The organism is Sphingomonas sp. P2_B6 (assembly GCF_056404755.1).
The window spans coordinates 180,241-194,882 of record NZ_JBFUDK010000006.1 but is presented as its reverse complement, the minus strand read 5'-3'; the positions used below and the strand labels follow the sequence as shown (position 1 = coordinate 194,882).

The window sequence follows — 14,642 nt, the reverse complement described above, 5'->3', positions numbered from 1 at the left end:
TCTGTACCGTTTCGCAAAGAATCATTGACGAACGACTATATTATGCGAAACAGTATAGAAATCAACCAAGGCCCGGGAGGTCCCCATGAAGCTCTATTTCATTCCCTTCGCCTGCTCGCTCGCCACGCGGATCGCGATCGAGGAAGCCGAGCTCGATGCCGAGTTCGTGCAGGTCCTGCCGGGCGGGCGTCTGCCCGACGGGCGGCCTTTCACCACGATCAGCCCGATGGGCTATGTCCCGGCGATGGAGACGATCGGCGGCCTCGCGCTGACCGAGGGGCCGGCGGTGCTGACCTATATCGCCGATCTCGCCGCCGAGGGCGTGCTGGCGCCGGCGCCCTATACCGAGGAGCGTTATCAGATGATGCGCTGGCTCAACTTCATCTCGACCGAGCTGCACAAGGCCGTATTCGTCCCGCTGATGAGCAAGTCGGCGCCCGAAGGTGCCAAAGCCTGGGCGCGCGCGCTGGCGACAAAGCGGCTCGACCTGTTGTCGGCCCATCTCGACGGCGCCGACTATCTGGGGGACAGCTTCAGCGTGGCCGATGCCTATCTGCTGAGTATCCTCAACTGGTGCGAGCATGCCGGCATGCCGATCGCCGACTGGCCGGTGCTGCTCGGCTGGCGGACGCGCATGCGCAAGCGCCCCTCGATCGCGCGGGCGATGGGAGCGGAGATGCCGCTGCTCCAGGCCGCCTGAGCCCGGAGGGACGGCGTCAGCGCTTTTTGGCACCGTCCTTCAGGTCGAGCGGCGAGATCTTCGTTCCTTCGACCATCCAGGCGGTGTCGTTTCCGGTCCCGACCGCGATCGGCTTGCCCATCCAGAGCGACAGATAGACATGGATCTCGGTCGGGTGCGGGTCGAGCAGGTGCGTGACGAAGCCCATGACGGCGTCCTTGGGCTGCGCCACGACGAGGCAGGTCTTGGCGAAATCGCGCGTGGCGGCGACCTTTCCGTCAGCGCTGATATCCACCTCGTGATGGCCACCGAACGGATAGGCGTTCTGCGTGACCATCGGGGTCAGGAGATAGACCGGGATAGTGCCGTCCGGCTGGGGTGGCAGGACCACGCTGTTATAAGGCCGGTCGACGCAGCCCTTGAGCTCCAGGTCCCGCGCGACCTCGAGCGCCGCGATCATGCGTTCGCCCTGGGCCGACAGCGCCTCGCGGGTCGCCGGCACGCGCTCGGCAGCGACCTTGCCGTCCGCATAATCCGCGGCGTAGATCGCATAGGGCTTCGTGCCGTCGAACCCGTAATAGGTGACGGTAAGGGCGTCGCCATGCGGTTCGACGACCCAGCCGCGGATCGCGGCCATGGTCTCGCCCGGCAATTTCTTCGCGACCATCGCGTCGGTGGTATACCAGGCGGCCTGATCGAAGGCGTAAAGCTGCGCGCCGCGCCGGCTCACCGTCTCCAGATCCGCGGTCTTGATCCGCTCCTGCGCCACGGCCGGCGACAGCGTCAGGGCAAGTGCGGCGATGGCGGCCAGGATATTCATGGATGATGTCCCCTCGGCCCCGATCCTAATCCACCATCGCAAAGGGACAAGCGGGCGATTTGCACAGCGAAGCGATTCCGCTACGCAACATCATGCCCGCGCCTCTCTCCTGCGATATCGCGATCATCGGCGCCGGACTGGCGGGCGGGCTGGTGACTCTGGCGCTGAAGAAGCGACGCCCCGATCTCGACATCCGGCTGATCGAGGAATCGGGCCGGATCGGCGGCAACCATCTCTGGTCCTTCTTCGCCAGCGACGTGGCGGAGGGCGACCGCTGGATCGTCGCGCCGCTGATCAGCCACGGCTGGGGGCGATATGACATCGCCTTTCCGGCGCACCGGCGCACGCTGAACACCGCCTATCATTCGATCGACTCCGCACAGCTGGATAGCGTCGTGCGCGCCGCACTGCCGGAAGGCGCGCTGGTGACGGGGCGCAGAGTGATCGAGGCCGGTCCGACCATGGTGGTGCTGGAGGACGGCGAACGCATCGCGGCAGGGGGCGTGATCGATGCCCGGGGGCCGGCCGATCTCGGCCTGCTGGATCTGGGCTGGCAGAAATTCCTGGGCCGCGAGCTCGAACTGGGCGCGGCGCACGACCAGCCGACGCCGCTGGTGATGGATGCGACCGTCGAGCAGATCGACGGATACCGGTTCGTCTATTGCCTGCCCTTCACGGCGACGCGGATGTTCGTCGAGGACACCTATTACAGCGACACCCCCGATCTCGACCGCGCCGCGCTGATCCGGCGCATCGACGGCTATGCGGCGCGGCGCGGCTGGCAGGTCAGACAGGTCCTGCGCGAGGAGACCGGTGTGTTGCCCGTCGCGATGGGCGGCGATTTCGAGGCCTATTGGCGCAGCGGGGGCGCCAGGGTCGCCAAGGCCGGCATGCGCGCCGGGCTGTTCCACCCGACCACCGGCTATTCGCTGCCCGATGCGGTGCGCACCGCATCGCTGATCGCCCGGGCGGCCGACCTGTCGGGCAGCGCGCTGCACGACCTGACCTATGACCTCGCCCGATCGACCTGGCGCCGGCGCGGCTTCTACCGCATGCTCGACAAGATGCTGTTCAGGGCTGCCGAGCCCGCCGAACGCTATCGCATCCTGGAACGCTTCTATCGACTCGATCCTCGTCTTATAGGCCGTTTCTATGCTGGAAAATCGACCCTATCCGACAAGGCCCGTGTCCTGATGGGCAAGCCCCCCGTACCGGTGGGTCGCGCGCTCGAAGCGATCGCCGGTTCCGCCATCCGCCCGGCCGCGCGCCGGAGCCCGGCATGAGCCGTACCGCCATCGTCATCGGCGCCGGGTTCGGCGGGCTCGCGCTCGGCATCCGCCTGCAATCGGCGGGCGTCGAGACGACCATCGTCGAGGCGCGCGACAAGCCCGGCGGGCGCGCTTATGTGTGGGAGAAGGACGGCTTCACCTTCGATGCCGGGCCGACCGTCATCACCGACCCGCCCTGCCTGCAGGAATTATGGGCGCTGACCGGGCGCAGCATGGCGGACGACGTGACGCTCACGCCCGTGCTGCCTTTCTACCGGCTCAACTGGCCCGACGGCACCAGCTTCGACTATACCAATGACGACGCTGTGCTGATGGCGGAGATCGCCAGGCTCAATCCGGAGGATGTCGCCGGCTATCGCAAGTTCCTCGACTATTCGGCCGGCGTTTTCCACGAAGGCTATGAGAAGCTCGGCCATGTCGCGTTCCTCGACTTCGCGTCGATGATCAAGGCGGCGCCGGCGCTGGCGAAATACCAGGCCTGGCGATCGGTCTATTCGATCGTGTCGAGCTTCGTGAAGGACGAGCATCTGCGCCAGGCGCTGAGCTTCCACACCTTGCTCGTCGGCGGCAACCCGATGACGACCAGCGCGATCTACGCGCTGATCCACAAGCTGGAGCGCGACGGCGGGGTGTGGTTCGCCAGGGGCGGGACCAACCGGCTGATCGCCGGCATGGTCACGCATTTCGAGCGGCTGGGCGGGGTACTGCGCCTGAACGATCCGGTGACCAGCATCGAGACCCTGGGCGACAAGGCGACCGGCGTGGTCACGGCGTCGGGCTGGGAAGGCACCGCCGACATGGTCGCGTGCAACGGCGACGTCGTCCATATCTATCGCGACCTGCTGAAATCCTCGCGCAGCGCGCAACGCACGGTGCCCAAGCTCGAGCGCAAGCGCTTCTCGCCGTCGCTGTTCGTGGTGCATTTCGGGATCAAGGGCACCTGGCCCGGCATCCCGCACCACATGATCCTTTTCGGCCCGCGCTACAAAGGCCTGTTGACCGACCTGTACGAGACCGGCGTGCTGCCCGAGGATTTCTCGCTCTATCTCCACCACCCGACCGTGACCGATCCGAGCCTGGCACCAGAGGGTCATTCGACCTTCTATGCGCTGGCACCGGTGCCGCATCTCGGCAAATTCCCGGTCGACTGGGCCGAGATCGGGCCGATCCTGGAGAAGCGCATCCTCGATGAGATCGGGCGGCGGCTGATCCCCGATATCCATGACCGGATCGTGACCAAATTCCATTACGCGCCGAGCGATTTCGCGACTGACCTGAACGCGCATCTCGGCAGCGCCTTCAGCCTGGAGCCGATCCTGACGCAGAGCGCCTGGTTCCGGGTGCATAATCGCGACGACGAGATTCCGAACCTCTATTTCGTCGGCGCGGGCACGCATCCGGGCGCGGGGATTCCAGGGGTCGTCGGTAGCGCCAAGGCGACGGCGGCGTTGATGCTGGAGGGACCACGGTGAGTCGTGCGTGCCCCTGTTGCGGCCATCTGACCTTGAAGGAATCAGGCGCGTACGAGATCTGCGGCGTCTGCTTCTGGGAAGACGATGGACAAACGGCGTCGACCGCCGACGACAGTCACGGAGGACCCAACGGTTCACTCACCCTGACAATGGCTCAAGAAAATTATCGGGCCTTCGGTGCCAGCGATAGACGATACATCGTCAACGTGCGCCTGCCGTCCGCATCGGAGATCGCATGAAACGCCTTGCCGTTTATTGCGGATCGGCCAGCCCAGCCGATCCGGTTTACATCGAGTCCGCCCGCGCCGTCGGCCGCACGCTTGCCGAGCGAGGGATCGGCGTCGTCTATGGTGGCGGGCGGCTCGGGCTGATGGGGGCGATCGCCGATAGTGCGCTGGAGGCGGGCGGCGAGGTGATCGGGATCATCCCGACCGCGCTGGTGACCGCCGAGGTTGCGCATCGCGGGCTGACCGAGCTGCAGGTCGTCGACACGATGCACCAGCGCAAACAGGCCTTCACCGACCTGTCCGACGGCTTCATCAACCTGCCCGGCGGAACGGGCACGATGGACGAGTTGTGGGAAGCGCTGAGCTGGGCGCAGATCGGCTATCACGCCAAGCCGGTCGGGCTGCTCAACGTGGCGGGCTATTACGACCATCTCATTGCCTTTTACGAAAAGATGGGCGAAGTCGGTTTCCTGCGGCCGCAGCATCAGAACATCCTGCTGATCGACGACACGCTCGACGGGCTGCTCGCGAAGATGGCCGATCACACGCCGATCGAGACGATCACCAAGATGCGCGCCAAGGACCTGTGATTCCCGCATCCCCTCCGTTCGTATCGAGCGAAGTCGAGCAGCCCGTCCCTGACCAGGGTGTCTCGACTTCGCTCGATACGAACGGAGGGAAGGGGATTTCACGGTGACGACCGGTAACCTCCCCACACGCGACGCGATCGTCGCGACGGCGGCGGAATCGATCGCACGGGGATCGAAGAGCTTCGCGGCGGCGAGCCGGCTGTTCGACCGCAAGACGCGCGAACGCGCCTGGCTGCTCTATGCCTGGTGCCGCAAATGCGACGACATCGCCGACGGCCAGGACCATGGGCACGGCATGACGATCGTCGAGGATGCGCCGGCGCGGCTGGCGCGGATCTCGGCGATGACCGAGGCGACGCTCGCCGGCGACTGGGTCGGCGACCCGGCATTCGACGCGCTGCGCATCGTCGCGGCCGAGACGAACATGCCGCGACGCTTCGCGCGCGACCTGATCGCGGGATTCGCGCTCGATGCGGAGGACTGGCGGCCGCGCAGCGAGGATGACCTCTACAAATATTGCTATCATGTCGCCGGCGCGGTCGGCTGCATGATGGCGGTGGCGATGGGCGTGTCGCCCGATGACGACGCGACGCTCGACCGCGCCTGCGACCTCGGCATTGCCTTCCAGCTCGCCAATATCGCGCGCGACGTGGAGGAGGATGACCGGGTCGGGCGCTGTTATCTGCCCGAGGACTGGCTGGTCGAGATGGACATCCCGCCGGGCCAGCATATGAAGCCGCCCTTCCGCCAGCGGCTCGCGGTGCTGACCAAAAGGCTCGCCGCACGCGCCGCCGACTATGAAACGAGCGCGCGGGCGGGGACCCCGGCGCTGCCCTTCCGATCCGCCTGGGCGGTGCTGGCGGCGGCGGGCATCTATGGCGCGATCGGGCGTGCGGTGGCCGAGCGCGGCGAACATGCCTGGGACCACCGCGTCACCACCTCGACCAGCGCCAAGATCGCGATGATCGCGCGGGCGGCGCGCGAGGCGACCCAGCGGCGGACGCTCTATCCGCCCCTGCCCCGCGACCCGGATTTGTGGACAAGGCCGCGCTGAGGTTTCAGCCGAGCAACGGTTCGCCCGCATAGGGCTTGCGGTGCGCCCATATGCCGATCACGCCGCCGATGATGGGCAGGGTCACCGCGCAGGCCTGCATCCACAGCGGGTGGGGCAAGGTGACGATGGTCGCGATATTGTCGGCGAGCACGACCAACGAAACGATCCATCCCGCGACGCGCCAGTCACTGACACGGAGCGCGAGCCAGGCCCCGGCCAGCGCGCCGACCAGCCAGCCAGCCACTACGACCAGCTTGGCGAAAACCGGCATGCCGCGGACGATCTCGGCCAACGCAGCGGAGTCGGCACTGTCCAGTTCGGACACTGGATACAGATAGCCCGTCACCCACAGCACCAGCAGTGCCGCGATCACGCCAAGAATAATGCCTAGAATCCTGCGCATCGCCCGCCCCGCCGCGTGTGACGGTCACCGTAGCAGCGACGCCTGAAAGCGGAAGGGCTTCAGCCGCCCCGGCGTTGCGGATTGGCCTGGACGAGTTGCGGGCGGTTGGAGCGGCATGCGGCGCTGATGACCGGGTAATCGATGTCGCTGTTGCGCTGGAGCGTGGCGGGCATCGCCGCCTGGCATTGCGCGACCGAGGCATAACGCACGGGCACGACGCGCGCCTCCGCGCATTGAGTCGAACCGTCCGCGCAGCCCATGATCGCCATGACGAAGTAGAACGGTTCCATGCTTCGGCTCCCAGTCAAGGCATCAATCGACGAAGCGAGACTCTTGTTCCGTGAAATGCTTTCGATTGGAGGCAGCGTGCCTATATTGGCCACAATGCCCCCCATGACCGAACCGACCCGCATCGAGCGCCCGCTGATTCCGACACTCCGGCGCTTCCTGCCCTATCTGTGGCCGGCCGATGCGCCGATGTTGCGGCTGCGCATCGTCATCGCGCTGCTGCTAGTGCTCGCCTCCAAGCTGGTGCAGGTTTACGGCGCGCCTTTCGCCCTGCAGGGGGCGATCGACGGCATGGGCGCGGGCGACCGCAGCGCGACCACGCTGATCCTGCTGCTGGTGATCGGCTATGCCGCCGCGCGCTTCGGATCGGTGGTGTTCGACAATCTGCGCAACGCCGTGTTCGAGCGCGTCGGGCAGGAAGCGACGCGCCGGCTGGCGGCGGCGGTGTTCCGGCACCTCCACCGCCTGTCGCTGCGCTTCCATCTCGAACGGCGCACCGGCGCCGTCACCAAGGTGGTCGAGCGCGGCACCAAGAGCATCGACACGATGCTCTATTTCCTGCTGTTCAACATCGCGCCGACGGTGCTCGAGCTGAGCCTGGTGCTCGGCATCTTCTGGACCAAATTCGGGCCCGGGCTGGTCGTCGGCACCCTGGTGATGGTCGCGGCGTACATCGTCTTCACCCGGTTCGTGACGGACTGGCGCGCGGCACTGCGCTCCCGGATGAACGATCTCGACACCGGCGCGGTGGCGCATGCGGTGGATTCGCTGCTGAATTTCGAGACGGTCAAATATTTCGGCGCCGAGGAACGCGAGGCCAGGCGCTATGACGAAGGCATCGCCGCCTATGCCAGTGCCGCGGTGATCAGCGAGAATTCACTAGCCTGGCTGAATATCGGCCAGGCGCTCATCACCAATCTGATGATGGCGGGCGGCATGGCGCTGGTCGTGTGGGGCTGGAGCGAGGGGCGCTATACCGCCGGCAACGTCGTGCTGGTCAGCACCCTGCTTGCCCAGCTGTTCCGCCCGCTCGATCTGCTCGGCATGGTCTATCGCACGATCCGCCAGGGCGTGATCGACATGGGCGCGATGTTCGACCTGATCGACACGCCGTCGGAAGTGACCGATGCGCCGGGCGCCAAGCCCCTGGTCGTCGGCGCCGGCCATGTGCGGTTCGAGGATGTGCGGTTCGGCTATGATGCCGGCCAGCCGATCCTGAAGGGCATCGACCTGGACATTCCCGCCGGGCACACCCTGGCGGTGGTCGGGCCGTCGGGCGCGGGCAAATCGACGCTCGCGCGGCTGATGTACCGGTTCTACGATCTGACGGGCGGACGCATCACCATCGACGGGCAGGATATCGCGCAGGTGACGCAGGATTCGCTGCGCGCCGCGATCGGTATCGTTCCGCAGGACACGGTGCTGTTCAATGACACGATCGGCTACAACATCGCTTATGGCCGCGAGGGCGCGAGCCAGGAGGATATCGAACGCGCGGCGCGCGGCGCGGCGATCGCCGAGTTCATCGAGCGCCAGCCTTTGGGCTATGCGACCCGGGTCGGCGAGCGCGGACTGAAGCTGTCGGGCGGCGAGAAGCAGCGCGTGGCGATCGCCCGCACCCTGCTCAAGAACCCGCCGATCCTGATCCTCGACGAGGCGACCAGCGCGCTCGACAGCCGCACCGAAGCGGAGATTCAGGCGACGCTGGAGGATATCGGGCGGGGCCGATCCACGATCGTCATCGCGCACCGACTGTCGACCGTGGTCCATGCCGACGAGATCGTCGTGCTGGAGGCGGGACGCGTGGTCGAGCGCGGCAGCCATGCGGCGTTGCTGCGCAGGGACGGGCTCTATGCGGAGATGTGGAACCGCCAGGCGCAGGAACGCGAAGAGGGTGCACTGGCAGCCGAGTAAGGCTCAGGCCAGCGGTTCGGCCAGCAGATCCTGCCACTCCGGATGCCGTTCGATATAGGCCTTCACGAACTTGCAGACCGGCCGCACTTTCAGCCCGCGGGCGCGCACCTGAGCCAGCGCGCCCGAGATCAGCCGGCTGGCCACGCCATGCCCCTCCAGCGCCGGCGGGACGATGGTGTGGGTGAAGGTGATGACATCGCCGTCCAGCGTGTATTCGCTGAAGGAGAGATGGCGATCGACCACCAGCTCGAAGCGGTGGGCAGCGATATTGTCGCGAACTTCCTCGGTCATGCACACCCGCTAACAGGAAAGCACCGGGCTAGGCCAGCCACCTCGCACCACATATCCCAAGGTGCCGCATGGCTTTTTGAAGCGGCGGGATTATGTGAGGCAGCGTGAACGATCCGCTTCCCGTCCTGCAATCCACTTTCGGCTTTCCCGAGTTCCGCGGCGTCCAGCGCCAGGTGGTCGACCGCGTGCTGGCCGGGCAAAATACGCTCGCGGTGATGCCGACCGGTGCGGGCAAGTCGCTCTGCTATCAATTGCCGGCGGTGATGCTCGACGGCACCTGCGTCATCGTCTCGCCGTTGATCGCACTGATGCACGATCAGCTGCGCGCGGCGGAAGCGATCGGCATTCGCGCCGCGACCCTGACCTCGGTCGACACCAACCAGATGGAGACGATCGGCCGGTTCCGCGCAGGCGAGCTCGACCTGCTCTATGTCGCGCCCGAGCGGGCGTCGGGCGAGAGCTTCCGCAATCTGCTCGGCCAGGCGCGGCTGGCGCTGTTCGCGATCGACGAAGCGCATTGCGTGTCCGAATGGGGGCATGATTTCCGGCCCGATTATCGCCTGCTGCGGCCGTTGTTCGATCATTTCCCCGATGTGCCGCGACTCGCGCTGACCGCGACCGCCGATGCGCATACCCGCGCCGACATCCTCGAACAGCTCGGCATCCCGCGCGACGGCATGATCGTCGCCGGGTTCGACCGGCCCAACATCCGCTATCTGATCTCGCCCAAGGACAACACGACCCGGCAGATCGCCGATGTGATTGCCGAGCAGCCCGGCCCGGGCATCGTCTACGCCCAGACGCGCAAGGCGGTCGAACAGCTCGCCGAGAAGCTGGCGGCGACGGGCAGGTCGACCCGGCCCTATCATGCCGGCCTCGAACCGCATGTCCGCGCGCGCAACCAGGCTGATTTCGTCGCGTCCGAGGACATGGTGATGGTCGCCACGGTGGCGTTCGGCATGGGCATCGACAAGCCCGACGTCCGCTTCGTCGCGCATGCCGGGCTGCCCAAATCGATCGAGGCCTATTATCAGGAGACCGGCCGCGCCGGGCGCGACGGTGACCCGGCCATCGCGCATCTGTTCTGGGGGGCGGAGGATTTCGCCAAGGCGCGCCAGCGGATTTCCGAAGTGGAGCCGCATCGCCAGTCGGGCGAGCGCACCCGGCTGACCGCTTTGGGTGCGCTGGTCGAGACGGCGGGGTGCCGGCGGCGCATCCTGCTCAAGCATTTCGGCGACGAGTCGCCCGAGACCTGCGGCAATTGCGACAATTGCCTGAATCCGCCGAGCGCGGTGAATGCCACCGAGGTCGCGGTCAAATTCCTCTCCGCCGTGTTCCGCACCGGGCAGAGCTTCGGCGTGGGGTATATCGAAAGCATCCTGACCGGCCAGTCGAGCGAGCGCAGCCTGATGAACGGGCATGAGGCGCTGAAGGTGTTCGGTATCGCGTCGAGCCCCGAGGAAGCCGCGCTGATCAAGCCGGTCGCACGCGCGCTGCTGCTGCGCGATGCGTTGCGGGCGAATGATTTCGGCGGGCTCGAATTCGGGCCCGAGGCGCGGGCGATCCTGAAGGGCGAGTCCGAGGTGGCGCTGATCCTGCCGCCCAGGCGCGAGCGGCGAGGACGGCGCGGCGCGAATGCTGTGGCCAATCCGGTCGGCGATCCGCTGTTCGAGGCATTGCGCGCCAAGCGTCGCGAGCTGGCGCAGGAGGGGCAGGTGCCTCCTTACGTCATCTTCCATGATTCGGTGTTGCGCGAGATGGCGACGACCAAGCCGGGCAATCTCTCCGCGCTGGGACGGATTTCGGGGGTCGGGCAACGCAAGCTCGAAGCCTATGGCGATGCGTTTCTCAGCGTGATCCGCGATGGGGCGTGACGCAAAGCCCCTCTGCTTTTAGGAGAGGGGTTGGGGTGAGGTTGACCCATTTCCCGGCGTCCGACCGGTAGCTGAGTCGCCCTCACCCTCCCATGCTGCGCATGGGCCCCTCCCTCTCCCGCTGGGAGAGGGGTTTTTATGAAGGTTCGGCATGCACATTCGCCCTATCGACGATTCGATCTCCGTCTCCCCCCAGATCACGCCCGAGGACGTGGCGGAGATCGCCGCGGCCGGCTTCACCGCGATCGTCAACAACCGGCCCGATGACGAGGAAGGCGGCCAGCCCGAAGGCGAGGCGATCCGCGCCGCGGCCGAGGCGGCCGGCCTGTCCTATACCGCGATCCCGATCACCCATGCCGGCTTCTCGGGCAACCAGGTCGATGCGATGGTCGCGGCGCTTGAAGGAGCGGACGGGCCGGTGCTGGCTTATTGCCGCTCGGGCACGCGCTCCTGCAATCTCTGGGCGCTGGCGCGCGCGAAGATGGGCGACAACCCCGACCGGCTGATGTCGAAAGCCGCGGCCACGGGATACGACCTGACCGGCATCCAGCCCTTGCTCGACACGCTGGCCGGCGGCAGGTGAACTGGGTCCAGCTCGCCGGGTCGATCGTGGCGATCCTGGCGCTGGCCGGGGTCGCGCGGTGGCTGCGGCTGGGCGAAAGCCGGATCGCCAGCGCGGCCGAGGCGCGCGAGATCGCGGAGGATATGCTGGTCGGCTTCTATGCGCACGCCGCGCTGGTCAGCCAGGATGGCGGGGCGGCGATCGTCGCGGGCAATGGCGCGATCGCGGTGCTGAAGCGGCACGGCGCGCGCGTCGCGGCGCGGCGGCTGCTCGCGCCGCTGTCGATCGGACCGGCGATCGAGGGCGTCACGGTCAGGACGGGCGAGCGGCTGTTCGGCGACGTGACCCTGCTCGGCGTGCTGGAATCGGATGTGCGCGGGCTGGAAGCGTCGCTGACAAGAGTGTAAGCAGTCCGCATGACGCTGCCGAATCCCGTCGATTATGCGGTTCCGGCCTTTGTCCTGCTGGTGCTGGCCGAGATGCTGGTCGCCTGGGCGAAGGACCGCAAACGCTATGAGCCGAAGGACACGCTGACCTCGCTCGCGCTCGGCACGGGCAGCACCGTGGCGGGCGTGCTGACCGGCGGTTTCGTCTATACGCTGGCGGTGTGGCTGTCGCAGTACCGGCTCTTCGACATCGGCTATGCCTGGTACTGGTTCGTCCTGTGCTTCGTGATCGACGATTTCGCTTATTATGTGTTCCACCGGTCGGCGCACCGGGTGCGGTGGTTCTGGGCGAGCCATGTCATCCACCATTCGAGCCAGCATTATAATCTGTCGACCGCACTGCGTCAGACCTGGACCGGCTTCATCTCGATCGGCTTCATCTTCCGGCTGCCGCTGTTCCTGATCGGATTCCCGCCGGCGATGGTGTTCTTCGTGGGCGGGATCAACCTGATCTACCAGTTCTGGATCCACACCGAAGTGATCCACCGCATGCCGCGCTGGTTCGAAGCCGTGATGAACACGCCGTCGCACCACCGCGTCCATCACGCGACCAACCCGCGCTATCTCGACAAGAATTATGCCGGGGTGTTCATTGTCTGGGACAAATGGCTCGGTACCTACGAGCCCGAGCGCGACGACGACCGGCCGCGGTACGGCATCGTCAAGAATCTGGGCAGCTTCAACCTGGTCTGGGCGGCGTTCCACGAATGGGTGGGCATCGCCAGGGACGTGTGGGCGGCACCCGGGCTGCGCGCCAAGCTCGGCTATATCGTGCAGCCGCCGGGCTGGAGCCACGACGGCAGCCGCGACACGTCCGAAACAATCAAACAACGCTGGCTCGAAAAAGAGCAGGCACGAGAGGGGGTCGCGTGGAAGAAGCCGACATCGTCGTCATCGGGGGCGGATCGGGCGGAGCGGCAGCAGCCGGCCGGCTGAGCGAGGATGGGCGCTTCAGCGTTGCCCTGCTTGAGGCGGGAGGGCCCAACACCGGGTTCCGCACGCGAATCCCGGGCTTCATCGCTTTCCAGACGCCCAAGACCAACTGGCAGTTCGAGACGGTGCCCCAGGCCGGGCTGAACGGCCGGCGCGGATACCAGCCGCGCGGGCGCGGTCTCGGCGGGTCGAGCGCGATCAACGCGATGCTCTATCTGCGCGGCAACAAATGGGATTACGACAATTGGGCGGCGATGGGCTGCCCCGGCTGGTCCTATGACGAGGTGCTGCCGGTCTTCAAACGCAGCGAGAGCAATGAGCGGGGGGCCGATGCCTGGCACGGCGGGGACGGGCCGCTGCATGTCAGCGACCAGTGCGACCCGCATCCGGGATCGATCGAGTTCGTCGAGGCGGCGCGGCAGCTGCAGATCCCGGTCAACGAGGATTTCAACGGCGCCCGGCAGGACGGCGTCGGCGTCTATCAGGTGACCCAGAAGGGCGGCGAGCGCTGGAGCTCGTCGCGCGCCTATGTCGAGAGCGCGGCCGGACGGACCAACCTGCAGGTGCTGACCGAGGTAACCGCCGAGCGGATATTGTTCGACGAAGGCCGCGCCAGCGGCGTCGCCTATGTGCAGAATGGTCAGGCCAGGGTGATCCGCGCCCGCCGCGCGGTGGTGCTCGCGGGCGGGGTGTTCGGCACGCCGCAATTGCTGATGCTGTCGGGCATCGGGCCGGGCGAGCATCTGCGGGAGCAGGGCATTGCCGTGCGCATCGACCGGCCGATGGTCGGCGCGAACCTGCAGGACCATGTCGATTATGTCGCCGGGTTCGAGGTGAAGGGCAGCTATTTCATCGGCCAGTCGCTCAAGGGCACGCTCAAGTCCATGGGGGCGATCGTGCAGTGGATGCGGCACCGGCGCGGCGCGATGACCACGCCCTATGCCGAGACGGGCGGCTTCCTGACGGTCGACCCCATTTCCCCCGCGCCCGACATCCAGCTGCATTTCGTGCCGGTGGTGCTGGAGGATCATGGACGGACCAAGGTGAAGAGCCACGGCTTTTCCTGTCATGTCTGCGTGCTGCGCCCGGAGAGCCACGGCACCGTCCGGCTCCAGTCGATCGATGCGCGCGCCGCGCCGCTGATCGACCCCGCCTTTCTCAGCGACCGGCGCGATGTCGAGCTGCTGAAGAAGGGCGTGCGGGCGATGTACCGCATCCTCGAGACGCCGCCGATCGCCGATCACAAGGGCCGCGACCGCTATCCGGTCGACCTTGACGACGACGACGCGCTGGAGCGGCTGATCCGCGCCCGGGCCGACACCATCTATCACCCGGTCGGCACGGCGCGGATGGGATCGGACGATCTGGCGGTGTGCGATCCGAAGCTGCGTGTGCGCGGGGTGGAAGGGCTCTATGTCGCCGATGCCTCGATCATGCCCAAGCTGATCTCCGGCAACACCAATGCGCCGTCGATCATGATCGGCGAGCGCTGCGCCGATTTCGTGAAGGCCGATCTCGCGGGCTGACACCATTCATATGGCGCGCGTCCGGCTTTTCGGGTGTAGCGCCGCCCGATGGACAGAAAGACCCTGAACCGCGTCGGTCTGGCGGCCGCGATCCTTCTCGTGCCCGGCGGCTTCCTCCTGGGCGCGACCCTGGCCGCGCGGCGCTATCGCAAGCAGCAGGGTGAGGGCGATGTCGCCTCCGAACCCGCGGATACCCATGAGGAAGAAACGCCTCCCGCTTCCTGACGTAAAAAAGGGCCGGTGCGTTGCCGCACCGGCCTGAGGTCGTCCGCAG

General features: G+C 66.6%; 17 protein-coding genes. 13 read left to right on the top strand and 4 right to left on the bottom strand.

Annotated elements, in window-relative coordinates; all coding sequences use genetic code 11:
- Positions 1 to 85 precede the first annotated feature (85 nt).
- Entirely contained in the window at positions 86 to 700 is a 615-nt protein-coding gene (locus AC1DX5_RS11150) for a glutathione binding-like protein (RefSeq protein WP_465171301.1), read from the top strand.
- 16 nt (positions 701 to 716) lie between these two features.
- On the opposite strand, the gene AC1DX5_RS11145 is transcribed toward AC1DX5_RS11150, so the two are convergent.
- On the bottom strand, positions 717 to 1,499 hold the full coding sequence (locus AC1DX5_RS11145) for a hypothetical protein (RefSeq protein WP_478015418.1): 783 nt from the start codon (positions 1,497 to 1,499) through the stop codon (positions 717 to 719).
- 92 nt (positions 1,500 to 1,591) lie between these two features.
- Here AC1DX5_RS11145 and crtY point away from each other — a divergent pair, with 92 nt between their 5' ends.
- The 5 genes from crtY (at position 1,592) to AC1DX5_RS11120 (ending at position 6,131) form a co-directional block, all read left to right on the top strand.
- Positions 1,592 to 2,782, top strand: coding sequence for a lycopene beta-cyclase CrtY (gene crtY / locus AC1DX5_RS11140; protein WP_478015416.1), 1,191 nt, complete (start codon positions 1,592 to 1,594; stop codon positions 2,780 to 2,782).
- Entirely contained in the window at positions 2,779 to 4,260 is a 1,482-nt protein-coding gene (locus AC1DX5_RS11135; protein WP_465175305.1) for a phytoene desaturase, read from the top strand. The genes crtY and AC1DX5_RS11135 overlap by 4 nt, the downstream gene beginning before the upstream one ends.
- Positions 4,257 to 4,499, top strand: coding sequence for a CPCC family cysteine-rich protein (locus AC1DX5_RS11130; protein WP_465171298.1), 243 nt, complete (start codon positions 4,257 to 4,259; stop codon positions 4,497 to 4,499). Before AC1DX5_RS11135 ends, AC1DX5_RS11130 begins: the two co-directional genes overlap by 4 nt.
- Positions 4,496 to 5,077, top strand: coding sequence for an LOG family protein (locus AC1DX5_RS11125; RefSeq protein ID WP_465171297.1), 582 nt, complete (start codon positions 4,496 to 4,498; stop codon positions 5,075 to 5,077). The genes AC1DX5_RS11130 and AC1DX5_RS11125 overlap by 4 nt, the downstream gene beginning before the upstream one ends.
- Positions 5,078 to 5,180: 103 nt before the next feature.
- Positions 5,181 to 6,131, top strand: a complete 951-nt coding sequence (locus AC1DX5_RS11120; RefSeq protein ID WP_478015414.1) for a phytoene/squalene synthase family protein — start codon at positions 5,181 to 5,183, stop codon at positions 6,129 to 6,131.
- Between the two features lie 4 nt (positions 6,132 to 6,135).
- On the opposite strand, the gene AC1DX5_RS11115 is transcribed toward AC1DX5_RS11120, so the two are convergent.
- On the bottom strand, positions 6,136 to 6,534 hold the full coding sequence (locus AC1DX5_RS11115) for a hypothetical protein (RefSeq protein WP_478015412.1): 399 nt from the start codon (positions 6,532 to 6,534) through the stop codon (positions 6,136 to 6,138).
- Positions 6,535 to 6,593: 59 nt separating this feature from the next.
- Positions 6,594 to 6,824 (bottom strand): hypothetical protein, encoded by a 231-nt coding sequence (locus tag AC1DX5_RS11110; RefSeq protein WP_478015410.1) that lies wholly within the window; start codon positions 6,822 to 6,824, stop codon positions 6,594 to 6,596.
- Between the two features lie 94 nt (positions 6,825 to 6,918).
- Here AC1DX5_RS11110 and AC1DX5_RS11105 point away from each other — a divergent pair, with 94 nt between their 5' ends.
- Positions 6,919 to 8,736 (top strand): ABCB family ABC transporter ATP-binding protein/permease, encoded by a 1,818-nt coding sequence (locus AC1DX5_RS11105; RefSeq protein WP_465175302.1) that lies wholly within the window; start codon positions 6,919 to 6,921, stop codon positions 8,734 to 8,736.
- Between the two features lie 3 nt (positions 8,737 to 8,739).
- Here AC1DX5_RS11105 and AC1DX5_RS11100 read toward each other — a convergent pair whose 3' ends face one another.
- Entirely contained in the window at positions 8,740 to 9,027 is a 288-nt protein-coding gene (locus tag AC1DX5_RS11100; protein WP_465175301.1) for a GNAT family N-acetyltransferase, read from the bottom strand.
- Between the two features lie 104 nt (positions 9,028 to 9,131).
- Between AC1DX5_RS11100 and recQ the strand changes: the two genes are divergently transcribed.
- The 6 genes from recQ (at position 9,132) to AC1DX5_RS11070 (ending at position 14,593) form a co-directional block, all read left to right on the top strand.
- Positions 9,132 to 10,901: a DNA helicase RecQ gene (gene recQ, locus AC1DX5_RS11095; protein WP_465171291.1), complete on the top strand. Its 1,770-nt coding sequence runs from the start codon at positions 9,132 to 9,134 to the stop codon at positions 10,899 to 10,901.
- A gap of 151 nt (positions 10,902 to 11,052) precedes the next feature.
- Entirely contained in the window at positions 11,053 to 11,484 is a 432-nt protein-coding gene (locus AC1DX5_RS11090; protein ID WP_465171290.1) for a protein tyrosine phosphatase family protein, read from the top strand.
- On the top strand, positions 11,481 to 11,870 hold the full coding sequence (locus AC1DX5_RS11085) for a hypothetical protein (protein ID WP_465171289.1): 390 nt from the start codon (positions 11,481 to 11,483) through the stop codon (positions 11,868 to 11,870). Before AC1DX5_RS11090 ends, AC1DX5_RS11085 begins: the two co-directional genes overlap by 4 nt.
- 9 nt (positions 11,871 to 11,879) lie before the next feature.
- A complete protein-coding gene (locus AC1DX5_RS11080) occupies positions 11,880 to 12,845 on the top strand; it encodes a sterol desaturase family protein (RefSeq protein WP_465171288.1) in 966 nt (321 codons plus the stop codon).
- The gene (locus AC1DX5_RS11075; protein WP_478015408.1) at positions 12,779 to 14,368 is read left to right on the top strand and encodes a GMC family oxidoreductase; all 1,590 of its coding nucleotides are present in this window, start codon (positions 12,779 to 12,781) and stop codon (positions 14,366 to 14,368) included. The genes AC1DX5_RS11080 and AC1DX5_RS11075 overlap by 67 nt, the downstream gene beginning before the upstream one ends.
- 48 nt (positions 14,369 to 14,416) lie before the next feature.
- Positions 14,417 to 14,593, top strand: a complete 177-nt coding sequence (locus AC1DX5_RS11070) for a hypothetical protein (RefSeq protein WP_478015406.1) — start codon at positions 14,417 to 14,419, stop codon at positions 14,591 to 14,593.
- The last annotated feature ends 49 nt before the right edge of the window (positions 14,594 to 14,642 follow it).